The organism is Ideonella alba (assembly GCF_018069845.1).
In the GTDB taxonomy this organism is placed as follows: Bacteria; Pseudomonadota; Gammaproteobacteria; order Burkholderiales; family Burkholderiaceae_C; genus Ideonella; species Ideonella alba.
This window is the reverse complement of record NZ_JAGQDD010000006.1, coordinates 200182-226808: the sequence shown is the minus strand read 5'-3', so window position 1 is coordinate 226808 and position 26627 is coordinate 200182. Positions and strand designations below refer to the sequence as shown.

The window sequence follows — 26627 nt, the reverse complement described above, 5'->3', positions numbered from 1 at the left end:
CGCGCTGACGCTGTACACCTACAAGGGTGGCAATCGCGACCAGATCGCCGTGGTGCGCTGATCCTTCGGGTCACCACCATGAAAAAAGGGGCGCCGCGAGGCGCCCCTTTTTGCGTTCAGCTCAGCCAGCCATCACTGGGTGACGGCCTTCGCCTTGCCACGCAGCTCGAACATCATGTCGCCGGCGGCTTGACCCAGGCAGGTGTTCATGTCGGAGTACTTGTCGCAGCCGGTGCCGAAGCCGCCGCCCGGGTTCTGCCACATGGCGTTGTAGCCGGTGGGCGCGGTGTTGATTTCCCAGCCCCACTGGCCGCCCACGAAGAAGTCCATCTGGCCCTGCACCGAGACCCAGTAGGTGCCTTCCTTCAGCGTGACGGCGGTCGGCAGCGTGACGGTGATCGAGCCAGAGGCGTCGTTGGTCACCGGCACCAGCGGGAAGTCAGCCACGACCTTGCCCGGCTTGCCGCCCTTGTCCTTGTAGAAGGTCACATTGGCCGACACCAGCGGGCCGGTGCCGTTGAAGTACGCGCCAGGGGCGAACACTTCCGAGACCTTCCACTTCTGGCCGGCCGGTACGCTGAAGTCGTCAGCAGCGCGGTTGTCATAGGCGTCGAAGGTGGACTCGAAGTCCTGCGAGGTGATCGCGTTGGCGGCATCGTTCGCCAGTTGCGAGTAAAGCACCGCCTGGGCCGTCACCGGCAGGACAGCGGTCTTGCCGCCAGCGCTCTTGACCGGGCCGGCCATCGCGACGCCCGACAGGGCCAGGGCGGCCGCCAGGGCCAGGGACTTGAACTTGTATTCCATGCTGATCTCCGCTTGCTTGGCCGTTGAGGGTCGGCCGTGAGAGGACAACGGGCCCGAACCCGCGGGTAGCAGGTCTGGCAGGGCACCGAACAACATTGCCAAGCCCCGTTTGTACGTCGTCTGACCCCCGACGGGCAGGCCTCCTGGCTTTCCCGATGTGGGATTGACGCTGTGCGGGAAATCAGCTCTCCTTGAGCCGCATCGTGGCCGCGCACCACGCTGGCGTGGCCACTGTCCAACTCTGGTGCTCAACCGGGTTCGGGAGCGTGGACAGTGCGGCGGCGGCCCCCATGGCAGGCCTTGATGGCCGTGACTGGCGGAGGGAGCGGGATTCGAACCCGCGGTGGGCTATTAACCCACACACGCTTTCCAGGCGTGCGACTTAAACCACTCATCCATCCCTCCGCAGGGACAGCCGCGCATTCTAGCCCAGGATCGACGGCTGGCCGCTCGGGATCGTCATCGATCGGCCCTACACTTCGCGCTTCGCGTTTTCCCCTGGCCCACCGGACGAGCCCATGCAGCGCTTCAACTTCCCGATCGTCATCATCGACGAGGACTTCCGCTCCGAGAACACCTCGGGTCTGGGCATCCGGGCGCTGGCCGAGGCGATCGAGAAAGAGGGCTTCGAGGTGGTGGGCGTCACCAGCTATGGGGACCTGAGCCAGTTCGCCCAGCAGCAAAGCCGGGCCAGCGCCTTCATCCTGTCGATCGACGACGAGGAGTTCACCCCCGGCCCCGAACTGGACCCGGCGGTGCTGAACCTGCGCAAGTTCATCAGCGAGATCCGCTTTCGCAACGCCGACATCCCGATCTATCTGTACGGCGAGACCCGCACCAGCCAGCACATCCCGAACGACATCCTGCGCGAGCTGCACGGCTTCATCCACATGTTCGAGGACACGCCGGAGTTCGTGGCGCGCCACATCATCCGCGAGGCCAAGAGCTACCTGGATGGCCTGGCGCCGCCGTTCTTCCGCGCGCTGATGGACTACGCGCAGGATGGCTCGTATTCGTGGCACTGCCCGGGCCATTCGGGCGGTGTGGCATTCCTGAAGAGTCCGATCGGCCGGATGTTCCACCAGTTCTTCGGCGAGAACATGCTGCGCGCCGATGTGTGCAACGCCGTGGAAGAGCTCGGGCAGCTGCTGGACCACACCGGCCCGGTGGCGGCCAGCGAGAAGAACGCGGCGCGCATCTTCAATGCCGACCACTGCTTCTTCGTCACCAACGGCACCAGCACCAGCAACAAGATGGTCTGGCACCACACGGTGGCGCCCGGCGACGTGGTGCTGGTGGACCGCAACTGCCACAAGTCCATCCTGCACTCGATCATCATGACCGGTGCGGTGCCGGTGTTCCTGACGCCCACGCGCAACCACTACGGCATCATCGGCCCGATCCCCGAGAGCGAGTTCAGCAAGACCTCGATCCAGAAGAAGATCGCCCGGCATCCGCTGCTCAAGGGCGTGGACGCCAAGAAGGTCAAGCCGCGCATCCTGACGGTCACCCAGAGCACCTACGACGGCGTGCTCTACAACACCGAGACCATCAAGGCCAAGCTCGACGGCTGGGTGGACACGCTGCACTTCGACGAGGCCTGGCTGCCGCACGCCGCCTTCCACAAGTTCTACGGCACCTTCCACGCCATGGGCAAGGGGCGCCCACGCCCCAAGCAGGCGCTGGTGTATGCCACGCAGTCCACCCACAAGCTGCTGGCCGGCATCAGCCAGGCCTCCCAGGTGCTGGTGCAGGACGCGCAGGAGCAGAAGCTGGACAGGCACCTCTTCAACGAGGCCTACCTGATGCACACGTCGACCTCGCCGCAGTACGCGATCATTGCCAGCTGCGATGTCGCGGCGTCGATGATGGAGCCGCCGGGCGGCACCGCGCTGGTCGAGGAAAGCCTGCGCGAGGCGCTGGACTTCCGCCGCGCGATGCGCAAGGTCGACGCGGAGTACGGCCAGGACTGGTGGTTCCAGGTCTGGGGCCCGGACCGCCTGACCGAAGAGGGCATTGGCCGGCCCGAAGACTGGCTGCTGCATGCCAACGAGACCTGGCACGGCTTCGGCAAGCTGGCCGAGGGCTTCAACATGCTGGACCCGATCAAGTCCACGCTGATCACGCCCGGGCTGGATGTCGACGGACGTTTTGCCGACACAGGCATCCCGGCCAGCATCGTCACCAAGTTCCTGGCCGAGCACGGCGTGGTGGTCGAGAAGACCGGCCTGTACTCGTTCTTCATCATGTTCACCATCGGCATCACCAAGGGCCGCTGGAACACGCTGCTGACCGCGCTGCAGCAGTTCAAGGACGACTACGACCGCAACCAGCCGCTGTGGCGCATCATGCCGGAGTTCTGCCAGGCCAATCCGCGCTACGAGCGCATGGGCCTGCGTGATCTGTGCCAGAGCGTGCATGAGGCCTATGCCCGGGGCGACATCGCCCGCCTGACCACCGAGGTCTACCTGACCGAGCTGGAGCCGGCGATGAAGCCCAGCGACGCCTACGCCTGCATCGCCCACCGCAACACCGAGCGCGTCGAAGTCGACCAGCTCGAAGGCCGTGTGACCACCGCCATGCTGACGCCGTACCCGCCGGGCATTCCGCTGGTCATCCCGGGCGAGCGCTTCAACCGCAAGGTGGTCGACTACCTGCGCTTCACGCGCGAGTTCAATGCCCAGTTCCCGGGCTTCGGCGCCGACGTGCATGGTCTGGTGGCCGAGCAGGGGCCTGATGGCCGGATGTATTACTTCGTCGACTGCGTGCGCTGAGGCTCAAGCCGGCCGCTGAACGGCCGATAGCAGGCCTCACAGGCCTGCCACACGGGTGGGCCAGGCAACGCCCGCATGAAAGCCGCTCGCTGGACCACCGCACTCGACAACCCCCTGGCCCGACCGGCCTCGGCCTGGTGGCGCCGCTGGTGGCGACGCGGGGTTGACGAAGCCGCCGGCCTGCTGGCCACTGATGCGCTGACCGGCCTGCCGGACCGTGAGGGCCTGCTGGCCCAGGCGCTGGCGCTGCAGGTGCGGGCACGGCAGCGCGACGCCACCCGCCCGATGGGCCTGCTGCTGATCGAGTTCGACGACACGCCGGCCCTGGTGGCGCAGCATGGCGTGACGGTGGCCGAGTCCGCGGTGCGGACGCTGTCGATGGCGCTGCGGCGGGGCATCCGCCAGGGCGACCTGATTGGCCGCTGGGCGGCCGGCGCCTTCATGGTGGTGTTGCCACCGCTGGATCCGCGCGACCTGCGCATGATCGGCGAGCGCCTGCGCGCCGTGGCCCAGGCCACCGAGCTGCGCGAAGGCCCGCAGGGCAGTCTGATCCCGATCTCGGTGCATGTCGGCGCCAGCAGTGCCCCGCTGGACGAGCCGCTGAGCGCGGCCCTCGCCCGCAGCGAACTGGCGCTGAAGAACGCGGCGCCCCGACTGGGGCGCGGTGAGCGGGTCAGCGTGGTGCTGCGCTGACCCGGCCCGGCTGGCTCACTCGCCTTCGCCGCCGCCCGGCGTCATGTGGCTGAAGCCACCGTCGACATACAGGATCTCGGCGTTCACGCCGCCAGCCAGGTCGGACAGCAGGAAGGCGGTGGCATTGCCCACCTCGTCGATCGTGATGTTGCGGTGCAGCGGCGCGTGCTCGGCGAACTGGCTGAGCTTCTTGCCGAAGTTGGCAATGCCTGAGGCGGCCAGGGTCTTGATCGGGCCGGCCGACACCCCATTGACGCGGATGTCCTTGTCGCCCAGCGAGTACGCCAGGTAGCGCACCGACGCCTCCAGCGAGGCCTTGGCCAGGCCCATGGTGTTGTAATCCGGCACACGGCGTGCGGCGCCCAGGTAGGACATGGTCACCAGCGAGGCCTTGGGGCGCAGCAGCGGCAGCGCCGCCTTGGCCATGGCCGGGAAACTGTAGGCCGAGATCTCGTGGGCCACGCGGAAGGCGTCGCGCGACAGGCCATTGAGGAAATCACCGCCGATCGACTCGCGCGGCGCGAAGGCGATGGCGTGGACGAAGCCGTCGAACTGGCCCCAGCGCTCGCCCAGCGTGGCGAAGGCCTGGGCGATCTGCTCATCACTGGCCACGTCCATCTCGACAATCAGGTCCGAGCCGAATTCCTTGGCGAAGTCGGTGATGCGTTCCTTGAACCGCTCGCCCTGGTAGCTGAAGGCGAGTTCCGCGCCTTCGCGGTGGCAGGCCTTGGCGATGCCGTAGGCGATGGAGCGGTTGTTCAGCAGGCCGGTGATCAAGAGACGTTTGCCGGCAAGAAATCCCATGGTGGCTCCGAAATCGGTGTTCTCAAGCCCGCGATTCTGGCATGGCATGCGCGAATCGGTGCAGGCGTCTTGAAGCGGTCAAAAGCTCAGGCTACAATCCGACTTTCGCTAGATTTGCACGGGTGGGCGGATTCTTCCAGCCCATTTTTTTTGCTTGAGCACCAAGTGGGCTGTCCGGGTGGCTGTGTGGCACAGCATACCGGAGGGCGCAGGTGGCGGGCGGAGAGTGTCCGGCGGCGGGTGGGCAAAGGGTCTGCCAGCCGTGCGGGGCGAACGGAAAGGATTGCTGGCCCTGATGAACTGGATGCAAGCTGTCGAGAAGACAGTGACCGGACTGCAGTATGAACTTGTCGACGTGGAGCGTTCGGCAGGGGGCTTGCTGCGCGTCACCATTGATCGCATCCCGGGCCAGAGCTATCCCACCGGCGAGCACGAATTCGTCACGGTGGAGGACTGCGAGGCGGTGACCCGCCAGCTGCAGTACCTGCTGGAGGTGGAAAACGTCGACTACGCCCGGCTCGAGGTCTCCTCGCCGGGGCTGGACCGGCCGCTGAAGACGCCGGCGCATTTCGCGCGTTTCACCGGCCAGCTGGTCCAGATCACCCTCAAGCTGCCCTTCCAGGGCCGCAAGAAGTACCAGGGCACGCTGCTGGCCGCCGATGCGGGCGAAGGCTGGCGCCTGGTGTTCACCGAAGGCAAGGTCGAGCAGGCGCTCGACTTCAGCTTCGATGAAATCCGCGAGGCCCGGCTGGTGCCGGTGCTTGATTTCAAGGGGCGCCGCAAGGCGGCCCCGGCGCCCGCAGCGCCAGCCGATACGACTGACGGAGGTCAACAAGAATGAACCGCGAAATGCTGATGTTGGTGGACGCGATCTCGCGCGAAAAGAGCGTGGATCGTGAGGTCGTCTTCGGTGCGGTGGAAGCCGCGCTGGCCTCCGCGACCAAGAAGCTCCACGGGGGCGAGGTGGACATCCGTGTCACCGTCGACCGCGAAACCGGCGACTACGAGACCTTCCGCCGCTGGCTGGTCGTGCCTGATGCCGCCGGTCTGCAGAATCCCGATGCCGAAGAGCTGCTCTCGGAAGCCCGCGAGCAGATCGCCGAGCTGGAAGAGGGCGACTACATCGAGACCTCGATCGAGTCCGTGCCCATCGGCCGTATCGGTGCCCAGGCCGCCAAGCAGGTGATCCTGCAGAAGATCCGTGACGCCGAGCGCGAGCAGCTGCTGAATGATTTCCTCTCGCGCGGCGAGAAGATCATGGTTGGCACCGTCAAGCGCCTGGACAAGGGCGACGTGATCGTCGAGTCGGGCCGCGTTGAGGGCCGCCTCAAGCGCAGCGAGATGATCTCCAAGGAGAACCTGCGCACCGGCGACCGCGTGCGTGCCTTCATCCTCGGCGTCGACACCCAGGCGCGCGGCCCGCAGATCATGCTGTCGCGCTCGGCGCCGGGCTTCATGGTCGAGCTGTTCGCCCAGGAAGTGCCCGAGATCGAGCAGGGCCTGCTGGAGATCAAGAGCTGCGCCCGCGACTCGGGCAGCCGCGCCAAGATCGCGGTGGTCTCGCACGACAAGCGGGTCGACCCGATCGGCACCTGCGTGGGCGTGCGCGGCTCGCGCGTGACCGCCGTCACCAACGAGCTGGCCGGCGAGCGCGTCGACATCGTGCTGTGGTCCGACGACCCGGCCCAGTTCGTCATCGGTGCGCTGGCCCCGGCCAATGTGCAGTCGATCGTGGTGGACGAGGAGCGCCACGCGATGGATGTGGTGGTTGACGAGGAGAACCTCGCGATCGCCATCGGCCGCGGCGGCCAGAACGTGCGTCTGGCCTCGGAGCTGACCGGCTGGCGCATCAACATCATGACGGCCGAGGAATCGGCCGCCAAGCAGGCCGAGGAAAGCGACTCGGTGCGCAAGCTCTTCGTCGACAAGCTCGACGTCGACGAGGAAGTGGCCGAGCTGCTGATCCAGGAAGGCTTCACCAGCCTCGAGGAAGTGGCCTATGTGCCGCTGCAGGAGATGCTCGAGATCGAGGGCTTCGACGAGGACACCGTGGCCGAGCTGCGCACCCGTGCCAAGGATGCGCTGCTGACCATGGAAATCGCCCGCGAGGAGAAGGTCGACGAGGTGTCGCAGGATCTGCGCGACCTGGAAGGACTGAACCCCGACCTGATCGCCCGCCTGGCCGATGGCGGCGTGCACACCCGTGACGACCTGGCCGATCTGGCCGTGGACGAGCTGACTGAGATGACCGGGGTCGACGAGGCCCAGGCCAAGGCGCTGATCATGAAGGCGCGCGAACACTGGTTCAACGCCTGAACCCGCCGCGCCCCGCACCACGCCTACCGAACCCGGCCCCAGAATTCAAGGAACAACAAGCATGGCAGTGACCACCGTCGCCCAACTCGCAGCCGAACTGAATCGGCCCGCCGCGACGCTGTTGGAGCAGTTGCAGTCGGCTGGCGTGGCAAAGCAGTCGGCCGACGACGCCCTGACCGAAGTCGACAAGGAGCGCCTGCTCGACTTCCTGCGCACCTCGCATGGCACCGCCAGCGGCGAGCGCAAGAAGATCACGCTGACCCGCAAGTCGACCTCCGAGATCAAGCAGGCCGACGCCTCCGGCAAGGCCCGCACGATCCAGGTCGAGGTTCGCAAGAAGCGCACCTTCGTCAAGCGCGATGACCTGCCCGGCGCGCCGGTCGAGGACGCCGCCGCCCAGGAGGCCGCCGAACTCGCCCGCCGCGAGGAGGAAGCCCGCGCCCAGGTCGAGCTGATCCGCCAGCAGGAAGAAGCACTGGCCGAGCAACGCCGCCAGCGCGAGGAGCGTGAGCGCCTGGAACGCGAGGCCGCCGAACGCGCCGCCGCCGAGGCTGCCGCCGCGCGCGCTGCCGCCGAGGCCGCCGCCGCTGCCGAGGCCGCCGCCCAGGCCGCCGCGGCCGCTGCGGCCCAGCAGAGCGCCGCCGCCGTGACCACGCCGGCACCTGCCCCTGCGCCCGCCCCGGTGCCGGCACCGGCGCCTGCCGAGCCGGCCAAGCCGACCGTGCGTCTGGTCAAGGGCAACTCGGCGGACGCCGAGGAGCAGAAGCGCCTGGCCGATCTGGCCAAGCGCAAGCAGGCCGCCGAGGACGAAGCCGCCAAGATTCGCGAGATGATGAATCGCAAGGCGAAGGTCATGGTCGCCAAGAAGGAGGAGCCCAAGCCGGTCGAGCCGGTGGCTGCCGCCAACAAGGAAGGCATCAAGGGCACCATCCACAAGGCCAAGGCCGCGCCGGGCGCCCCGGGCACCACGACCACCGCCACCGCTGGCAAGCCGGGTGACAAGAAGTCGGTCAAGTCCGAGAAGCTGTCGTCGAGCTGGGCCGAGGACAAGAAGCGCGGCACGCCGGCCGGCAAGGGCCGACCCGACACCAACGCCGGTCGCGCCGGCTGGAAGGCCCCGCGTGGCGGCCGCCGCGGCGACAGCCGCGATGGCGACCGCGGCAGCAACTTCCAGATGCCTTCCGAGCCGCAGACCCAGGAAGTGCACATCCCCGAGACCATCTCGGTGGCCGACCTGGCTCACAAGATGTCGGTCAAGGCCAGCGAGGTCATCAAGAAGCTGATGCAGCTGGGCCAGATGGTCACCATCAACCAGCAGCTGGACCAGGAAACGGCCATGATCGTGGTCGAGGAAATGGGCCACAAGGCGTTTGCCGCCAAGCTGGATGATCCGGACGCCTTCCTCGAGGAAGAACACGCCGCCACCGATGGCGAAGCGCTGCCGCGCGCGCCGGTGGTCACCGTCATGGGCCACGTCGACCACGGCAAGACCTCGCTGCTGGACTACATCCGCCGCAGCCGGGTGGCCGCGGGCGAGGCCGGCGGCATCACGCAGCACATCGGCGCCTACCACGTCGAGACGCCGCGCGGTGTCGTCACCTTCCTCGACACCCCGGGTCACGAGGCCTTCTCGGCCATGCGTGCCCGCGGTGCCAAGGCCACCGACATCGTCATCCTGGTCTGTGCCGCCGACGACGGCGTGATGCCGCAGACCAAGGAAGCCATCTCCCACGCCCGTGACGCCAAGGTGCCGATCGTGGTGGCGATGACCAAGATCGACAAGCCCGAGGCCAACGTCGAGCGCGTCAAGAGCGAACTGGTGGCCGAGCAGGTCGTGCCGGAAGACTTCGGTGGCGAGAGCCCCTTCGTGGGCGTGTCGTCCAAGACCGGCCAGGGCATTGACGAACTGCTGGAGCAGGTGCTGCTGCAGGCCGAGGTGCTGGAGCTCACCGCGCCTGTGGACGCGGCCGCCAAGGGCCTGGTCGTCGAAGCGCGCCTGGACAAGGGCCGCGGCCCGGTCGCCACCGTGCTGGTGCAATCCGGCACGCTGAAGAAGGGCGATGTGGTCCTGGTGGGTTCGAGCTACGGCCGCGTGCGGGCCATGCTGGACGAGGATGGCAAGCCCACCGAGGCGGCCGGCCCGTCGATTCCTGTCGAGATCCAGGGCCTGACCGAGGTGCCGCTGGCCGGTGACGACTTCATGGTGCTGGCCGACGAGCGCCGCGCCCGTGAGATCGCCACCTTCCGCCAGGGCAAGTACCGCGACGTCAAGCTGGCCAAGCAGCAGGCCGCCAAGCTGCAGACCATCATGAACGAGATGGGCCAGGAAGCGGCGCAGGCACTGCCCCTGATCATCAAGGCGGACGTGCAGGGCTCGCAGGAGGCACTCACCCAGTCGCTGCTGAAGCTGTCCACCGCAGAGGTCAAGGTGCAGATCGTCCACGCGGCGGTCGGCGGCATCAGCGAGTCGGACGTCAACCTGGCGGTCGCCTCCAAGGCCATCATCATCGGCTTCAACACCCGTGCGGACGCCAATGCACGCAAGGTGGCCGAGCACAACGGCGTGGACATCCGCTACTACAACATCATCTACGACGCCGTGGACGAGGTGAAGGCGGCGATGGGCGGCATGCTGGCGCCGGAGCAGAAGGAAGAGGCGCTGGGTACGGCGGAGATCCGCAAGGTCTTCGTGGCCTCGAAGATCGGCACCGTGGCCGGCTCGATGGTCACCTCGGGCCTGGTCCGCCGCAACGCCAAGTTCCGTCTGCTGCGCGACAACATCGTCATCTACACCGGCGAGGTGGAATCGGTGCGTCGCGAGAAGGATGACGTGAAGGAAGTCAAGGAAGGCTTCGAGTGCGGTATCAAGCTGCGCAACTACAACGACATCCACGAAGGCGACGTGCTGGAGATCTACGAAATCAAGGAGATCGCCCGCACGCTGTAAGCCGGCGGACAGGACGCCCCGCGTTCAACCCCGCCGCCTGCGGCGGGGTTTTTGCTTGAGGCGACCGATGGTCAGGAGCATCCCATGCGACACAAGCGCAGCATTCCCAATCGCAGTTTCCGCGTCGCTGACCAGATCCAGCGCGACGTGGCCGAGCTCATCCGCGAGCTCAAGGATCCGCGCATCGGCATGGTCACGATCAGCGGCGTCGACGTCACGCCCGACTACGCCCACGCCACGGTGCGCTTCACGCTGCTGGTAGGCAGCCCCGAGGCCACCGAAGAGGCCTTGAACGAGGCGGCCGGCTTCGTGCGCAACGGCCTGTTCAAGCGCCTGCAGATCCACACCGTGCCGACGCTGCATTTCAAGTTCGACCAGACCACCGAGCGGGCGGCCGAACTCAATGCGCTGATCCAGCGCGCCAACGCCACCCGCGCCAAGGACGAATGAGCCTGTGAACGCGCCCTTGCGTCCCCGCGTGCCGCGCCGTGCCCTGCATGGCGTGCTGCTGCTGGACAAGCCGGTGGGCCTGTCCAGCAACGACGCGCTGCAGAAAGCCAAGCGCCTGATGCGGGCCGAGAAGGCCGGCCACACCGGCACGCTGGACCTGCTGGCCAGCGGCCTGCTGCCGCTGTGCTTTGGCGCGGCCACCAAGTTCTCGCAGGCCAGCCTGGACGCCGACAAGCGCTACACCGCCACGCTGCGCCTGGGCCAGACCCGCGCCGGCGGCGACCTGGAAGGCGAGGTGCTGCGCGAGCGCCCGGTGGCCGTGGACCTGGCGGCGATCCAAACCGCCTGCGCCCGCTTCACCGGCCCGATCGCCCAGGTGCCACCGATGCACTCGGCACTGAAGAAGGACGGCAAGGCGCTGTACGAGTACGCCCGCGCCGGCATCGAGGTCGAGCGCACGCCGCGCCAGGTCACGATCCATGCGATCGACACCCTCGCCTGGACGCCCGAGCAGCACACCCTGGTGCTGGACGTGCGCTGCTCCAAGGGCACCTACATCCGCACGCTGGCCGAGGACATCGGCGAGGCGCTGGGCTGCGGCGCCCACCTGTCGGCGCTGCGCCGTACCGCCAGCGGCGGCCTGGCCCTGGCCGACGCCGTCACCCTGGAGCGCCTGGCCGAGATGACCGAGCCTGAGCGCGACGCCTGCCTGCGCCGCCCCGACAGCCTGCTCTCCGACCGCCCCGAGGTGCGCCTGCCGGCGCCCGAGGCGGCCCGATTCCTGCAAGGCCTGCGTCGCCGCACCGCGCTGGCCGATGCCGACGCCGTGCGCGTCTACGGCCCCGAACCCGCTGCCTTTCTGGGCAGCGCCCACATCACCGCCGGCGAACTCATCGCCGACCGCCTGTTGAGCCCCCCCGAGGTCCAGGCCCTGCTGCAATCCTGAGAAACCGAGGCCCCTCATGAGCCGTCAGATCCGCAACATCGCCATCATCGCCCACGTCGACCATGGCAAGACCACCATGGTCGACCAACTGCTGCGCCAGAGCGGCACCTTCGCCGAGCACGAGAAGGTCGTCGACACGGTGATGGACAGCAATGCCATCGAGCGCGAGCGTGGCATCACCATCCTGGCCAAGAACTGTGCGGTGCGCTGGAACGACACCCACATCAACATCGTCGACACCCCGGGCCACGCCGACTTCGGCGGCGAGGTCGAACGGGCCCTGTCGATGGTCGACGGCGTGCTGCTGCTGATCGATGCCCAGGAGGGCCCGATGCCGCAGACCCGTTTCGTCACCAAGAAGGCGCTGGCACTGGGCCTGCGCCCGATCGTCGTGGTCAACAAGGTCGACAAGCCGGGCGCCAACTGCGACAAGGTGATCAACGCCGCCTTCGACCTGTTCGACAAGCTGGGCGCCACCGATGAGCAGCTCGATTTCCCGGTGGTCTATGCCTCGGGCATCAATGGCTGGTCCTCACTCGAGGAAGGCCCGGCCGGCGAGGCCTGGGGCACCTCGATGGGCCCGCTGTTCGACACCATCCTGAAGCACGTGCCCGCCCACCAGGGCGACCCGGCCGCGCCGCTGCAACTGCAGATCTCGGCGCTGGACTACTCCACCTTCGTCGGCCGCATCGGCGTGGGCCGCATCAACGCCGGCACGCTGCGCCCCGCGCAGGATGTGCTGGTCATGGAAGGTCCGGACGGCAAGTCCTACAAGGGCCGCGTCAACCAGGTCCAGACCTTCCAGGGCCTGGAGCGCCAGCAGGCCACCGAGGCCGGCCCGGGCGACATCGTGCTGATCAACGGCATCGAGGACCTGGGCATCGGCGTGACCATCACCGACCCGGCCAACCCGGCGCCGCTGCCGATGCTGAAGATCGACGAGCCGACGCTGACGATGAACTTCTGCGTCAACACCAGCCCGCTGGCCGGCCGCGAAGGCAAGTACGTCACCAGCCGCCAGATCTGGGACCGGCTGCAGAAGGAGCTGCAAAGCAACGTCGCGCTGCGCGTGTCCGAGACCGACGAGGACGGCGTCTTCGAAGTGTCCGGCCGAGGCGAACTGCACCTGACCATCCTGCTGGAGAACATGCGCCGCGAGGGCTACGAACTGGCGGTCAGCAAGCCGCGCGTGGTCTTTCACGACATCGACGGCGTGCGCCACGAGCCGATCGAGCTGGTCACCGCCGACGTCGAGGAAACCCACCAGGGCGGCGTGATGCAGGCGCTGGGCGAGCGCAAGGGCGAGCTGGTCAACATGGAACCCGATGGCCGCGGCCGCGTGCGCCTGGAGTACCGCATCCCGGCGCGCGGCCTGATCGGCTTCTCCAACGAGTTCCTGAACCTGACCCGCGGCTCGGGCCTGATCAGCAACATCTTCGACGGCTACGAGCCGCACAAGGGCGAGATCGCCGGCCGCAAGAACGGCGTGCTGATCAGCATGGACGCCGGTGAGATCTTCACCTACGCGCTGGGCAAGCTCGATGACCGCGGCCGCATGTTCGTCAAGCCCAACGACCCGGTGTACGAGGGCATGATCGTCGGCATCCACAGCCGCGAGAACGACCTGGTGGTCAACGCCACCCGCACCAAGCAGCTGACCAACTTCCGCGTCAGCGGCAAGGAAGACGCGATCAAGATCACGCCGCCGATCGAGCTGACGCTGGAGTACGGCGTCGAGTTCATCGACGACGACGAACTGGTCGAGATCACGCCCAAGAGCATCCGCGTGCGCAAGCGCCACCTCAGCGAACACGACCGCAAGCGCGCCGCGCGCGAGAGCGCATGACGCACCGCCAGGCGGTGCTGACGATGCTGATCGTCACGCTGCTGTGGAGCATCGCCGGCGTCGTCACGCGCCACCTGGAAGCCGCCGCCTCGTTCGAGGTCACCTTCTGGCGCAGCGCTGCCAACGCGCTGGCGCTGGCCGTGCTGCTGGGCTGGCAGAAAGGGCTGGCCACGCTGTGGGCCGAGGTGCGTGGAGGAGGGCGGCTGCTGTGGTTGTCGGCCGCCTGCTGGACGGTGATGTTCACCTCCTTCATGCTGGCGATGACGCTGACCACCGTGGCCAATGTGCTGGTGACGATGTCGCTGGCGCCGCTGGTGACCGCGCTGATCAGCCGGGTCTGGCTGAAGCACCGGCTGCCGGTGCGCACCTGGGTGGCCATCGTGCTGGCCGGTGTCGGCATCGGCTGGATGTACGGCTCCCAGGTGGCTGGCGGCAGCCACCGCGACCTGCTGGGCACGCTGGTGGCGCTGACCGTGCCGCTGGCCGGCGGCACCATGTGGACGCTGCTGCAGCACAACGCCCAGGCCCACCCCGATGAGCACCGCGACATGACGCCGGCGGTGCTGCTGGGCTCCCTCGCTTCGGCGCTGCTGACGCTGCCGCCGGCCTGGCCGCTCACCGCCTCGGGCCATGACATCGGTCTGCTGGTGATGCTGGGCGTGGTGCAACTGGCCATTCCCTGCGTGCTGGCGGTGGCCGCCGGCCGGGTGCTGAAGGCGCCCGAGGCGGCGCTGCTGGGCTTGCTGGAAATCCTGTTTGGCGTCACCTGGACCTGGCTGGGCACCGCCGAGTCGCCCACGCCGGCGGTGATCGGTGGTGGCACCCTGGTGCTGCTGGCGCTGGCCGGCAACGAGGCCCTGGCGCTGCGCCAGCGCGCCCAGGCCTGAGAAAATCCTGCCCATGAGCACGCAACCTTCCCACGCCGTCTCGAGCGACGGCCATGTGCTGGCCGAGCGCCGCGGCGCGATCGGCCTGATCACGCTGAACCGCGCCGGTGCGCTGAATGCGCTGTCGCTGGCCATGGTGCGCGACCTGACCCAGGTGCTGCTGGACTGGCGCACCGACCCCGCCGTGGCCGGCGTGGTGGTGCGCGGCGCCGGCCGCGAGGGCAAGCCGCCGGCCTTTTGCGCCGGGGGCGACATCCGCTTCTTCCACCAGGCTGCGCTGGCAGGTGACCCGCGGCTGGAGGACTTCTTCACCGAGGAGTACGCCCTCAACCACCTGATCCACCGCTACCCCAAGCCGTACATCGCGCTGATGGACGGCATCTGCATGGGTGGCGGCATGGGCATCAGCCAGGGCGCGGCGCTGCGCGTGGTCACCGAGCACAGCAAGCTGGCCATGCCCGAGACCCACATCGGTCTGTTCCCCGACGTCGGCGGGGGCTGGTTCCTGGCCCGCTGCCCTGGGCACCTGGGCGAATACCTGGCGCTGACCGGCCAGGTGCTGGGCGCCGAGGATGCAATCGCCGCCGGCCTGGCCGACCTCCGCGTCGAGTCGGCGCGACAGGCCGAGCTGATCGATGCGCTGGCCTCGCTGAAGGACGCCACCGCCGATGGCGTGCTGGCCGCGGTGCGCCACTTCGGCACGCCGGTGGGCGCCGCCCCGCTGGACGCCCACCGCGCCGAGATCGACGCCTGCTTCAGCCGCGACTCTCTGGCCGGCATCGACGCCGCGCTGCAGGCCGCCGGCGGCGCCTTCGCCCACAGCACACGCCAGGCCCTGGCCAAGCGCTCGCCGCTGATGATGGCCGTCACGCTGGAACAGGTGCGCCGCGCGCGCCAGATGACGCTGGCCGAGGATCTGCGCCTGGAGCGCGACCTGGTGCGCCACTGCTTCTGGCTGCGCCCCGGCACCGCCAGCGAAACCGTCGAGGGCATCCGCGCGCTGGCGGTGGACAAGGACCACGCACCGCGCTGGAACCCGCCGCACATCGCCGACGTCACCCCCGAGATGGTGGCGCCGTTCTTCGACAGCCCCTGGCCCGCGCACGTGCATCCGCTGCGGGCGCTGGACTGAGGACGGCCATGCAGATCAGCGCGCACGGCGTGGCCATTGAGGTGGATGACCAGGGGCCGATGTCGGCACCGGTGGTGCTGCTGATCCAGGGCCTGGGCATGCAGCTCACCGACTGGCCGCAGGCCCTGGTCGATGAGCTGGTCGGCCGTGGCTGGCGCGTGCTGCGCTTTGACAACCGGGATGCCGGTCTGTCGCAGGGCTTCGACAGCGCGGCGATGAGCGGCGGCCTGGCCTACACATTGAGCGACATGGTGCGCGATGCGCTGGGCGTGCTCGACGCCATGGGCGTGCGCTGCACTCATGTGGTGGGCGCGTCGATGGGCGGCATGATCGCCCAGCGGCTGGCCGCCGCGCACCCCGAGCGCGTGGCCAGCCTCACGCTGGTGATGACCACCGCCGGCGCGCGCGGCCTGCCGGCCCCGACACCGCAGGCCCTGGCGGCGCTGGCCGCACGGCCCGACGGGCCGGCAATCGACCAGCTGGCGCAGCACATGGTGCGCAGCTTCGGCGTGCTGGGCAGCCCCGCCTACGCGCCCGAGCCGATGGCCTTCCTGGCCCATTGGCAGCGCCAGGTGCAGCGTGCCTGGCGGCCGCAGGGCACGGCACGCCAGATGGCCGCGGTGATGGCCGACGGCGACCGCACCAGCCTGCTGGCGCGCATCATCGCCCCGGTCCACATCATCCATGGCGATGCCGATCCGCTGGTGCCGGTGGCGGCCGCGGAGCACCTGGCCCGGCACCTGCCGGGGGCGACGCTGGACATCATCCCCGGCATGGGCCATGACTTCCCGCTGCCGCTGATGCCGCGCTGGGCGGCAGGCATCGCCGCCAATGCGGCGCGCGCAGGAGCCGCCCGATGAGCGTCCAGTGGTTCCCCGGCCACATGCATGCCACGCGCAAGGCGATTGCCGAGCGCATGAAGGCCGGCATCGATGTGGTCATCGAGCTGCTGGACGCGCGCCTGCCGGGCTCCAGTGCCAACCCGCTGCTGGCCGAACTGACGGCGCGCCGACCTGGCCTGAAGGTGCTGAACAAGCAGGATCTGGCCGATGCCAGCCGCACCGCCGACTGGCTGGCGCATTACAACGCCCAGCCGCAGACCCGCGCCATCGGCCTGGACGCCAGCGAGCGCGCGCCGGCCCAGCGCCTGGTGGCCGCCTGCCGGGAACTGGCGCCGCAACGCGGCGGCATGGACCGGCCGCTGCGCATCCTGATCTGCGGGGTGCCCAACGTGGGCAAGTCCACGCTGGTCAACACCCTGGCCGGCCGAAAGGCCGCCAAGACCGGCGACGAGGCCGGCATCACCAAGAACGAGCAGCGCATCACGCTCGCCGAGGACGCCTACCTGTTCGACACGCCGGGCATGCTCTGGCCCAAGATCATCGCGCCGCGCTGTGGCTTCCACCTGGCCGCCAGCGGCGCCGTGGGCCGCAATGCCTACGACGAGCAGGAGGTGGCGCTGGAACTGCTGGAATCGCTGGTCGAGGCGGGCTATGCCGCCCTGATCGCGGCGCGCTGGCGCCAGGCCGAGGTCGACGGCGTGCCCGCCGAGGACCTGCTGGAGCGCATTGGCCGCTTCCGCGGTGCCGTGCGCAGTGGCGGCGTGGTCGACCTGCAGAAGGCCGCCGAGGTGGTGCTCAACGACTTCCGCAGCGGCGCGCTGGGCCGGCTGACACTGGAGACCCCGGCGCAGATCGCCACCTGGATCGCCGAGGGCGAGGCCGAGGACGCCCGCCGCCGCGAGGAGCGCGCGGCCATCCGCGAGGAACGCGCGCGCCAGCGCCGCAAGGCCCGCAAGTGATGGATGCGTCGCTGTCGCCGTGGCGCCTGTCGGTCGCGCCAATGCTGGACTGGACCGACCGGCACTGCCGCTACTTCCACCGCCTGATCACCCGGCGCACCCGGCTGTACACCGAGATGGTCACCACCGGGGCCCTGCTGCATGGCGACCAGGCGCGTCACCTGGACTTCAACCCCGAAGAGCACCCGCTCGCGCTGCAACTGGGCGGCAGTGAGCCCGAGGACCTGGCCGCCTGCGCCCGGCTGGCCGAGCGCTGGGGCTACGACGAGGTCAACCTCAACTGCGGCTGCCCCAGCGAACGGGTGCAGCGCGGTGCCTTTGGCGCCTGCCTGATGAACGAGCCGCGGCTGGTGGCCGACGGCGTGAAGGCGATGCGTGACGCGGTGCAGCGCATCCCGGTCACGGTCAAGCACCGCATCGGTGTCGACCGCACCGAGTCCTACGACTTCGTGCGTGACTTCGTCGGCACCCTGGCCGAGGCGGGCTGCGAGGTGTTCATCGTCCACGCCCGCAACGCCTGGCTGCAGGGCCTGTCGCCCAAGGAAAACCGCGAGGTGCCGCCGCTGCGCTACGAGTTCGTCTACCGGCTCAAGCGCGACTTCCCCCACCTGACGGTGGTGCTCAATGGGGGCGTGCAGACCCACGAGCAGATCGCCGCGCACCTGGCTCAGGTCGATGGCGTGATGGTCGGCCGCGAGGCCTACCACCAGCCCTGGCTGATGGCCGACTGGGACCAGCGCTTCCTGGGCGCGCCGGACAACCCGGCCCAGGACCGCGACCAGGTCGAGGCCGCCCTGGTGGCCTACATGGCCCGCAGCGGCGTGCCCTGGTCGCACATCGCCCGCCACATGCTGGGCTTGCGCAACGGCCTGCCCGGGGCCCGCCGCTGGCGCCAGGTCTGGAGCGACCACCGCCTCAAGAGCCAGCCCGCCCAGGCGGTGTGGCAACAACTGCGTGACATGGCGCCCGCGCGCTGACACCTGGCTACCCACCGTTACAGTGCGACCCGGGCGCAGAAGGCACCATGCCGCCTGCATTGGCTCGTTGGGAGGAGCGCATGAACACCCGCATGACAGCGAGATGGCTGCCCTGGATGGGTCTGGCCAGCGTACTGGCCCTCGCCGGTTGCGGCGGCAGCCAGCCCCAGGACGAGGCGGCCACAGCGGCCGCGGCGGCCGACAAGGCCACCCGGCAATCGGTGAGTCCGCAGGGCACCAGCAGCACCAGCGCCGCCGATGCGGTGCGTCTGGCCCACCAGGCCAGTTTCGGCCCCAGCGAGGCCCTGGTGGCCGAGATCCAGGCCGCTGGCGCGGCCCCCTGGATCGAGCAGCAGATGGCGCTGGACGTCTCGCGCTACCAGCGCGGCGGCAATGACCGCATCCACACGCGCGCCAGCACGGTGCCCTTCTGCGACGCCGGTGCGCAGAAGGACAACCCGAACTGCTGGCGCGACTTCTATTCCACCGAGCCGCTGGTCTGGGATTTCTACCGCAACGCCGTGGGTCAGCCCGACCAGCTGCGCCAGCGGGTGGCGATGGCGCTGTCGCATTTCCTGGTGGTCAGCGGCCACGAGGTGTCGGGGACCTATGGGCTGCGGATCTACCAGAACAACCTGCTGTCGCTGGCCTTCGACAACTACCGCAAGCTGCTGCGGCAGGTGATCCTGTCGCCGGTGATGGGCGACTACCTGGACCACGTCAACAACGACCGCTTCGCGCCGAACGAGAACTTCGCGCGCGAGCTGCTGCAGCTGTTCTCGCTGGGCACCTGCAAGCTCGAGGCCGACGGCACGCTCAAGGGTGGCCGCTGCAAGCCGGTGTACGACAACACCATGGTGCGCAACTACGCCTATGCCCTGACCGGCTGGACCTACCCGGCCGGTGGCGCCAGCCCCTGGGGCTGCTGGCCGCAGGGGGCCAACTGCGTGTACTACGGTGGCGAGATGGTCGAGGCGCCCCGCCTGCGCGACCGCCGCTCGCGCAGCCTGCTGTCCAAGGTCAGCATCGCCGCGCAGACGCCGGCGCCGGCGGCACTGGAGCTGGTGCTCGACAGCCTGATGCGCCACCCCAACCTGGCCCCGTTCGTGGCGCGCCGCCTGATCCAGCACCTGGTGTCGAGCGACCCCGAGCCCGCCTATGTGGGCCGCGTCGCGGCGGCGTTCGAGACCGGTCGCTTCACCTACACCGACGGCAGCGGCGAGCATGTCTTCGGCACCTCCCACAAGGGCGACCTGTCGGCCACGGTGGCTGCCGTGCTGCTCGATCCGCTGGCGCGCAACGAGGCCCCGGATGCACCGCGCGCCGGTCACCTGCGCGCACCGGCCCTGCTGTTCACCGGTGCACTGCGGGCCTTCAACGGCCACACCGATGGCGAGCCCTTCAACTGGTGGTGGGGCGACACGCTGCACCAGCAGATGTTCATGTCGCCGTCGGTGTTCGGCTTCTACCCACCGGACTATCCGGTGCCGGGCACCGGCCGGGTCGGCCCCGAGTTCGGCATCCACAACACCAATGGCGCGCTGGAGCGGCTGAACGTGCTGACATGGCTGTTCGACTGGGGCGGCTCGGCGCCCAATCCGGGCATCCCGGATGCGCTGGGCACCGCGGTCGACCTGAGTGCCTTCACGCCCATGGCCGGCGGCGCCGCCACCCTGGTGGACCGCATCAGCGGGCTGCTGCTGGGGCGCACGCTGGCGAAGGAGCCGCGCAAGAAGGTGATCGACGCCGTGTCCTTCTGGACCAGCGACGTTGACAAGGACCGTTGGCGGGAACGCCGGGTGGCCACCGCGGCCTACCTGCTGCTGGCTTCGCCCGACTACCAGGTGCAGCGCTGAGGAGGGCCGCACGATGACGCACACCCATCACACCAGCCGTCGCCGCTTCCTGGGCGCCGGCAGCGCCCTGGCCGCGGCCCTGGGCACCGGCAGCCTGGCCAACCTGCTGCTGGCGCCGCGCTCGGCCTGGGCGGCCGATTACAAGGCCCTGGTCTGCATCGTGCTGTACGGCGGCAATGACGGCATGAACATGGTCGTGCCTACCGACACCGCCCGGCACGACGCCTACGCCGCCGTGCGCGGCCCGCTGGCATTGCCCCGCAGCAGCCTGGTGGCGCTGTCGGGCAGCGACTATGGGCTGCACCCGGCCATGGCACCGCTGGCGGCGCAGTGGAACAGCGGCCGGCTGGCGCCGGTGTTCAACCTGGGGCCGCTGCACGAGCCGCTGACCAAGCAACAGTACCGCGACGCGCCCGAGGGCTCGGAGACCGTGCCGGAGAGCCTGTTCTCGCACTCCGACCAGCAGATCCAGTGGGAGACCGGCACCACCGATTCTCAAACCCGCACCGGCTGGGGCGGCCGGGCCTCGCAGCTGCTGGCCACGGTCAACCCGGTGATCTCGCTGGGGGGCAACGGCCACTTCGGTGTCGAGGACCTGCGCATGCCGCTGGTGCTGCCGGGTCCGGGGGCCGGTTTCGGCGCCTACGGCCTGCGGCCCGAGGACCAGACGTGGGAGCCCAACCGGCTGCGCAAGGCGGCGATCGATGCGCTGTATGCGGCGCCCCAGGCGCTGGAACTGGGCAGCGCCTTCGCCACCCAGCAGCGCAGCGCCTTCGATGTGTCGGGCCGCCTGGCCGGCCTCGTGGGCATCCGCCCGGGCGATGCCGACGCGATCCCGCAGATCGACACCGCGTTCGCGCCGCTGATCAACGGCGGCGCGGTGCAGGGACAGCTGGGGCCGCAGCTCTACCAGGCCGCCAAGCTCATCGCCGCGAACGCGGTGGTGCAGGGCAACCGGCAGATGTTCTTTGCCCAGATGGGGGGCTTCGACAACCACCTGAACCAGGTCGGCGGCAGCGCCACCGAGGGCACGCATGCGGCGCTGCTGGGCGATCTGGCGCTGGCCTTGTCCTGCTTCCAGAACGCCCTGGTGGCGCTGGGCCTGGCGACGCAGGTGACCACCTTCACCCAGAGCGACTTCGGCCGCACCTTCGCGCCCAACGAGACGCGGGGCACCGACCATGCCTGGGGCAACCACCAGCTGGTGCTGGGCGGTGCGGTGCGTGGCGGGCAGACCTACGGCACCTACCCGACGCTGCAACTGGGCGGCCCGGACGACGTGGGGCTGGACGCCTGGGAGCTGCAGGGCCGCTGGATCCCGAGCAGCTCGGTCGACCAGTACGCCGCCACCTTGCTGGGCTGGTTCGGCGTGGCCGACGCCGACCTGGGCGGCGTGCTGCCCAACCTGGTGAACTTCGGGAGCCGACGCAGCCTGGGCTTCGTCTGATCAGGCGCGGGCCGGCCAGGTGGCCAGCAGCAGACCGGCCAGCGCCAGCGCCAGCGCGCCCACCTGGGCCAGACCCAGCGATTCGCCCAGGAAGAGCACGCCCACCGCGGTGGCGCTGAGCGGCAGCAGCACCGAGAACACACCGGCGCGCGGTGCCGGCACCTCGCGCAGCCCGCGCATCCACAGCCAGACCGTGACCACGCTGGCCGCCAAGGCGTAGAACACCAGCAGGGTCCAGGTCGGCAGGGCCACCGCGGCGAAGTCGAAGGACAGGGCCTGCCACAGGCCCAGCGGCGTCACCAGCACCAGGCCCCAGAGGTTGATCAAGGCGCTGATGCGGCGTGGCGACACCCCCGCCGTCAGCCGCTTGCCGATCACCACGTAGCAGGCCTCGCAGACCGCCGCCGCCAGCAGCAGCGCGTAGCCCCACCAGGGCGCCTCGGCGGCGGTCGATGAGGCGCCGGCCAGGGCCAGCCACGCCACGCCAGCCACGGCGCAGCCAATGCCCAGGCCCACGCGGCGCCCGATCTGCTCGCCCAGGAACAGCCAGGACAGCAGTGCCACCAGCGCCGGGATGGCGGCCATCACCACACCCGCCGCCACCGCCGAGGTGGCGGCCACACCGAACAGCATGCAGATCGAGAACAGGAAGTTGCCCAGGAAGCTTTCCCAGAACAGCAGCCAGCGCTCGTGGCGGCCCAGCGGCGGCTCGCCCGGCGCGCGGCGCAGCCAGGTCAGCATCGCCAGCGCGGCGATGCCAAAGCGCAGCCAGGCCAGCAGGAAGACCGGCAGCACCGCCACCAGCAGGCGTGACAGGCCGACATAGCTGCCCACCAGCGCCATGCTGGCCGCCAGGCTGGCGTAGGCCAGCCAGGGCACCCGGCGTGTGCTCATCGCTGCGGGCGCCCCTGTGCGTCCAGCACCGTCAGCGCCACCTGCGACGAGGCCTGGCGCTTCAGCGGATCCCACTGCAGCACGAAGCCGCCCGGGTCCCAGCCGCCCAGTGATTCCAGCGCGGTCATGAAGGCCTGGCGGCTGCCGCGCGGCGGCGTGCGGCGCAGGGCTTCGATCACCAGCTGGCCGACGATCCAGGCCTCCAGCGACACATGCTCGGGCGCGGTGCTGCCCAGGCGCTGGCGGTAGGCCGCCACCACGGGGCGCGACACGTCCCCCGGCGAGGGCACGACCTGGGTGATGTTGAGCCCGGCCACCTGGGGCCCCAGCAGCGGCCCCAGCGCGCTGGAGCTGGCCAGGCTGGTGGCATAGGCGCCGCCGGCAAAGCCGCCCAGCCGCAGCCGCTTCAGGATGGCCGCGGTGGGTGCATAGGCGCACAGGAAGAGCACGGCCTGCGGTCGGGCGGCCAGGATCTGCTGGCTCACCTGCAGCACGTCGCGCTGCTCCAAGGCCACCTGGCCCGTGGAGTTGCGCTCGATGCGGGCGATCGTCAGCGGTGCCGGCAGGCCCGCCTGGCTGAGCACCGCGCGCAGGGCGTCCAGGCCCGCGTCACCGTCGGCATCCGCCTGCTGGACCACGGCCAGGTGCTGCCAGCCCATCGTGGCCAGCGTTCGCACGATCAGTCCCAGTTCGGCGCTGAGGCCGGGGCGCAGGTGGTACAGCCAGCGCGAGGGCTGTTTGCGAAGGGATTCGGCGCCGGTCAGCGGCGCGATCATCGGCACGCCCGCCTGAACCGCCACCGGCAGGCTGCGCTGGGTGGACTCGGTGCCCACATAGCCCACCAGCGCCAGCACCTGGTCCTGCTGGATCAGCGTGCGGGTGTTCTCCAGCGCCAGCGCGGGTTCGTACTGGTCGTCCAGCGACACCAGCTCGAGGCGTCGGCCCGGCAGCACCCCAGTGGCGTTGGCGGCATCCACCGCCAGCTGCAGGCCGCGCTGGACCTCGATGCCCAGGTGCTGCGCCGGCCCGCTGATCGGCACCGACTGCCCCAGGCGGATCACTTCCGGCGCCGCCTGGGCCGCGGCACCTACCGACCAGGCCGCGGCGCCCAGCAGCAGGTCGCGGCGGCGCAACGCGCCCCGCGTTGGCTGCCTGGATGCAGCCCTGTCCTGAGTGCCGCTAGAAGGCAGCGGCATAGCGCTGCAGTTCCCAGTCGCTGACATGGCGGGCGTAGCTGATCCACTCGGCCCGCTTGAGCCGGATGAAGGCCCGTGACAGCGTCTCGCCCAGGGCCTGGCAGACCACCGGGTCGGCCTCGAGGGCGTCCACGGCCTCACCCAGCGACTGCGGCAGCAGGCCAATGCCACGTGCCCGCAGCGCCGGCAGATCGAGCTGGAACAGGTCGTCGGTACAGACCGGGGGCAGCGCCGGTTGGCGGTCGATGCCGTCCAGGCCGGCGGCGATCAGCGCGGCCGTGGCCAGATAGGGGTTGGCGCTGGCATCGGGCACGCGCCACTCGAAGCGGCCGGGCAGGGTGCGCACCAGCGCCGAGCGGTTGTTGGGCCCATGGGCGATGTAGGCCGGCGCCCAGCTGGTGCCCGACAGGCTTTCGCCCACCACCAGTCGCTTGTAGCTGTTGACCGTGGGGGCGGCCAGCGCACACAGCGCCGGCGCGTGCGCCAGCACGCCGGCGGCGAAGTGGCGACCCAGCACCGACAGGTCCTCACCGGCCTCATGGGGCTTGAACAGGCACTCGCCGGCCGCATCCCACAGCGACACATGGAAGTGCAGGCCGCTGCCCGGCTGGTTGGCGAAGGGCTTGGGCATCATCGAGAAAACCATGCCGTGCGCCTCGGCCAGCGCATGGGCGGCCAGCTTGAAGCCCATCAGGTGGTCGGCACTGGCCAGCGCCTCATCGAAGGCGAAGTTCAGCTCGTACTGGCCATGGGCATCCTCGTGGTCGATCTGCAGCACGGTCAGGCCCCAGGCCTCCAGCACGCCGCGCAGCGCGTGCAGGAAGCCGGCCTGGCGCGGCAGCGACTTCAGGTCGTAGCTGGGCTTGTCCAGCCGGTCGTGGTCGTCCACCGGCACGAAGCGGCCGCCTTCTCGGCGCAGCAGGAAGAACTCGGGCTCGATGCCGGTCTTCAGCGTCCAGCCGCGCTCGGCCAGGCGGGCGGTGGCCCGGCGCAGGACGTGGCGCGGGCAGGCGTCGAAGGGCTGACCGGCAACGAAGCCGTCGCAGACCACCCGCGCATAGCCCGGCTGCCAGGGCATGGGGGTGATGCGGCGCTGGTCGCCGCGCGCGTAGTACTCGGCGCGCGCGCCGGTGCGCGGCAGGTCGGTGCCCCAGATCGACGGGCCGGCGAAGCCGGCGCCGGTGGCGAGCAGCTCGCCCAGCTGGTGCAGCGGCACGTATTTGCCCTTGGCCACCCCGTGCAGGTCGGTGAACTGGGCGAGCAGGGTGTGCACGCCCTGCGCGGCAAGCTGCTCGCGCAGGGTGGCCACGTCGGTTCGGGCGTCAGTCAATGCGGATCCAGGTGGTCTTCAGCTCGGTGTACTTGTCGAAGGCGTGCAGCGACTTGTCGCGGCCGTTGCCGCTCTGCTTGTAGCCGCCGAAGGGCACGGTGATGTCGTCCTCGTCGTACTGGTTGACATGCACCGTGCCGGCCCGCAGGCCGCGCGCCACGCGGTGGGCGCGGTTGATGTTGTCGCTCCAGACGCTGGCCTGCAGGCCGTAGGCCGAGCCGTTGGCCAGCGCCAGGGCCTCGGCCTCGTCCTGGAAGCGGATCACGCTCATCACCGGGCCGAAGATCTCCTCGCGGGCGATCTTCATGTCGTTGCGGATGCCGTCGAACACGGTGGGCTCGACGTAGTAGCCGCCGGTCTCGGCGCGGGCCTGGCGCCCGCCGGTGACGCAGCGGCCCCCTTCGGCGTGGCCGGCATCGATGTAGCCCAGCACGGTCTTGAGCTGGGTCTCGTCGACCAGCGCGCCCAGCTCGGTGGCCGGGTTCAGCGGGTCGCCCGGGGCGTACTTGGGCGCCTCGGCGGCGACCAGCCGGACGAACTCGTCCGCCACCGAGGCCTGCACCAGCACGCGCGACGGTGCGTTGCAGCTTTCGCCCTGGTTGAAGAACATGCTGCCGGCCACGGTGCGGGCGGCGCGGGCCAGGTCCTTGAAGTCGTCGAAGACCACGAAGGCCGACTTGCCGCCCAGCTCGTTGTAGACCCGCTTGAGGTTGGAGCGGCCGGCGTAGTCCAGCATGCGCCGGCCCACGCGGGTGGAGCCGGTGAAGCCGATCGCGTCGACCTCCATGTGCAGCGCCAGCGCTTCGCCGGCCTCGTGACCGAAGCCAGGCACGACGTTGAAGACGCCCGGCGGAATGCCGGCCTCGATCGCCAGTTCGGCCAGGCGCAGCGCGGTGTAGGGGCTCTTCTCGCTGGGCTTGAGCACCACCGAGTTGCCGGCCGCCAGCGCCGGGCCCAGCTTCCAGGCGGCCATGATCATCGGGTAGTTCCAGGGCACGATCGCGCCGATCACGCCCATGGCTTCGCGGGTGATCAGGGCCAGCGCGCTGTCGGGCGTGGGGGCGATCTCGTCGTAGATCTTGTCCACCGCCTCGGCGTACCAGGCGATGCAGCGGGCGGTGGAAGGCACGTCGACCGACAGCGAATACTGGATGGGCTTGCCCATGTCCAGGGTTTCGAGCAGCGCCAGCTCTTCCTTGGCCGCCAGGATCTTGTCGGCAAAGCGCTGCAGGATCTTCTTGCGCACGGCCGGCGCCTTGCCGGCCCAGCGGCGGTCGTCGAACGCGGCGCGGGCGGCCAGCACCGCGGCGTCGATGTCGGCGGCCTGGCCGCGTGCCACCGCACCGAGCAGCCGGTTGTCGATCGGGGAATGCTTGGCGAAGGTCTGGCCGTCGGCGGCGTCGACGCGCTTGCCGTCGATCAGCGCGCGGCCATCGGGCCGGAGGTCGGCGGCGCGCGCCGCCCAGTCGATCGTGCTCATGGGAAGTCTCGGTTCTGGAAACGAAACGGCCGCGCGAACCGGTCAGC

21 protein-coding genes and 1 tRNA gene are annotated in these 26627 nt (G+C 69.6%); 15 read left to right on the top strand and 7 right to left on the bottom strand.

Features of this window, described 5'->3' with window-relative positions; all coding sequences use genetic code 11:
- Window positions 1-132: 132 nt before the first annotated feature.
- Together KAK03_RS11145 and KAK03_RS11140 are read right to left on the bottom strand one after the other, a co-directional pair.
- Window positions 133-804, bottom strand: coding sequence for a choice-of-anchor R domain-containing protein (locus tag KAK03_RS11145; RefSeq protein WP_210854022.1), 672 nt, complete (start codon window positions 802-804; stop codon window positions 133-135).
- A 314-nt stretch (window positions 805-1118) separates the two neighbouring features.
- Window positions 1119-1209, bottom strand: a tRNA-Ser gene (locus KAK03_RS11140).
- Window positions 1210-1322: 113 nt separating this feature from the next.
- Here KAK03_RS11140 and KAK03_RS11135 point away from each other — a divergent pair.
- Together KAK03_RS11135 and KAK03_RS11130 are read left to right on the top strand one after the other, a co-directional pair.
- Entirely contained in the window at window positions 1323-3578 is a 2256-nt protein-coding gene (locus KAK03_RS11135) for an arginine/lysine/ornithine decarboxylase (RefSeq protein WP_210854021.1), read from the top strand.
- Window positions 3579-3653: 75 nt separating this feature from the next.
- A complete protein-coding gene (locus tag KAK03_RS11130; RefSeq protein ID WP_210854020.1) occupies window positions 3654-4271 on the top strand; it encodes a diguanylate cyclase domain-containing protein in 618 nt (205 codons plus the stop codon).
- A 15-nt stretch (window positions 4272-4286) separates the two neighbouring features.
- On the opposite strand, the gene fabI is transcribed toward KAK03_RS11130, so the two are convergent.
- The gene (gene fabI / locus KAK03_RS11125; RefSeq protein WP_210854019.1) at window positions 4287-5075 is read right to left on the bottom strand and encodes an enoyl-ACP reductase FabI; all 789 of its coding nucleotides are present in this window, start codon (window positions 5073-5075) and stop codon (window positions 4287-4289) included.
- 295 nt (window positions 5076-5370) lie between these two features.
- Between fabI and rimP the strand changes: the two genes are divergently transcribed.
- From rimP to KAK03_RS11060, 13 genes are all read left to right on the top strand, one after another.
- Window positions 5371-5916: a ribosome maturation factor RimP gene (rimP, locus tag KAK03_RS11120; protein WP_210854018.1), complete on the top strand. Its 546-nt coding sequence runs from the start codon at window positions 5371-5373 to the stop codon at window positions 5914-5916.
- Window positions 5913-7391 (top strand): transcription termination factor NusA, encoded by a 1479-nt coding sequence (gene nusA, locus KAK03_RS11115; RefSeq protein ID WP_210854017.1) that lies wholly within the window; start codon window positions 5913-5915, stop codon window positions 7389-7391. The genes rimP and nusA overlap by 4 nt, the downstream gene beginning before the upstream one ends.
- 61 nt (window positions 7392-7452) lie before the next feature.
- Entirely contained in the window at window positions 7453-10338 is a 2886-nt protein-coding gene (gene infB, locus KAK03_RS11110) for a translation initiation factor IF-2 (protein ID WP_210854016.1), read from the top strand.
- Between the two features lie 84 nt (window positions 10339-10422).
- Entirely contained in the window at window positions 10423-10788 is a 366-nt protein-coding gene (gene rbfA / locus KAK03_RS11105; RefSeq protein WP_210802039.1) for a 30S ribosome-binding factor RbfA, read from the top strand.
- Window positions 10789-10792: 4 nt separating this feature from the next.
- Entirely contained in the window at window positions 10793-11734 is a 942-nt protein-coding gene (gene truB, locus KAK03_RS11100) for a tRNA pseudouridine(55) synthase TruB (protein ID WP_210854015.1), read from the top strand.
- Window positions 11735-11750: 16 nt separating this feature from the next.
- On the top strand, window positions 11751-13580 hold the full coding sequence (gene typA / locus KAK03_RS11095) for a translational GTPase TypA (RefSeq protein ID WP_210854014.1): 1830 nt from the start codon (window positions 11751-11753) through the stop codon (window positions 13578-13580).
- Window positions 13577-14467: a DMT family transporter gene (locus tag KAK03_RS11090; protein ID WP_210854013.1), complete on the top strand. Its 891-nt coding sequence runs from the start codon at window positions 13577-13579 to the stop codon at window positions 14465-14467. Before typA ends, KAK03_RS11090 begins: the two co-directional genes overlap by 4 nt.
- 13 nt (window positions 14468-14480) lie before the next feature.
- Window positions 14481-15599 carry an enoyl-CoA hydratase/isomerase family protein gene (locus tag KAK03_RS11085; RefSeq protein ID WP_210854012.1) on the top strand — a complete coding sequence of 373 codons (1119 nt, stop codon included), beginning with the start codon at window positions 14481-14483 and terminating at the stop codon, window positions 15597-15599.
- 8 nt (window positions 15600-15607) lie between these two features.
- Window positions 15608-16459 (top strand): alpha/beta fold hydrolase, encoded by an 852-nt coding sequence (locus KAK03_RS11080; protein ID WP_210854011.1) that lies wholly within the window; start codon window positions 15608-15610, stop codon window positions 16457-16459.
- On the top strand, window positions 16456-17400 hold the full coding sequence (gene ylqF, locus KAK03_RS11075; RefSeq protein WP_210854010.1) for a ribosome biogenesis GTPase YlqF: 945 nt from the start codon (window positions 16456-16458) through the stop codon (window positions 17398-17400). The genes KAK03_RS11080 and ylqF overlap by 4 nt, the downstream gene beginning before the upstream one ends.
- Window positions 17400-18377, top strand: coding sequence for a tRNA dihydrouridine(20/20a) synthase DusA (dusA, locus tag KAK03_RS11070; protein WP_210854009.1), 978 nt, complete (start codon window positions 17400-17402; stop codon window positions 18375-18377). The genes ylqF and dusA overlap by 1 nt, the downstream gene beginning before the upstream one ends.
- Before the next feature lie 80 nt (window positions 18378-18457).
- Window positions 18458-20233 (top strand): DUF1800 family protein, encoded by a 1776-nt coding sequence (locus KAK03_RS11065; protein WP_210854008.1) that lies wholly within the window; start codon window positions 18458-18460, stop codon window positions 20231-20233.
- A gap of 13 nt (window positions 20234-20246) precedes the next feature.
- On the top strand, window positions 20247-21680 hold the full coding sequence (locus tag KAK03_RS11060; RefSeq protein ID WP_210854007.1) for a DUF1501 domain-containing protein: 1434 nt from the start codon (window positions 20247-20249) through the stop codon (window positions 21678-21680).
- On the opposite strand, the gene KAK03_RS11055 is transcribed toward KAK03_RS11060, so the two are convergent.
- Genes KAK03_RS11055 through KAK03_RS11040 form a run of 4 tightly spaced genes read right to left on the bottom strand, consistent with a single transcriptional unit; the run spans window position 21681 to window position 26580 of the window.
- On the bottom strand, window positions 21681-22574 hold the full coding sequence (locus tag KAK03_RS11055) for a DMT family transporter (RefSeq protein WP_210854006.1): 894 nt from the start codon (window positions 22572-22574) through the stop codon (window positions 21681-21683).
- Entirely contained in the window at window positions 22571-23707 is a 1137-nt protein-coding gene (locus KAK03_RS11050) for an ABC transporter substrate-binding protein (RefSeq protein ID WP_210854005.1), read from the bottom strand. Before KAK03_RS11050 ends, KAK03_RS11055 begins: the two co-directional genes overlap by 4 nt.
- A 46-nt stretch (window positions 23708-23753) precedes the next feature.
- Complete coding sequence (glnT, locus tag KAK03_RS11045; protein ID WP_247661080.1) at window positions 23754-25100, bottom strand: type III glutamate--ammonia ligase; 1347 nt, start codon at window positions 25098-25100, stop codon at window positions 23754-23756.
- Window positions 25093-26580 carry an aldehyde dehydrogenase gene (locus KAK03_RS11040; RefSeq protein WP_210854004.1) on the bottom strand — a complete coding sequence of 496 codons (1488 nt, stop codon included), beginning with the start codon at window positions 26578-26580 and terminating at the stop codon, window positions 25093-25095. Before KAK03_RS11040 ends, glnT begins: the two co-directional genes overlap by 8 nt.
- Between the last annotated feature and the right edge of the window lie 47 nt (window positions 26581-26627).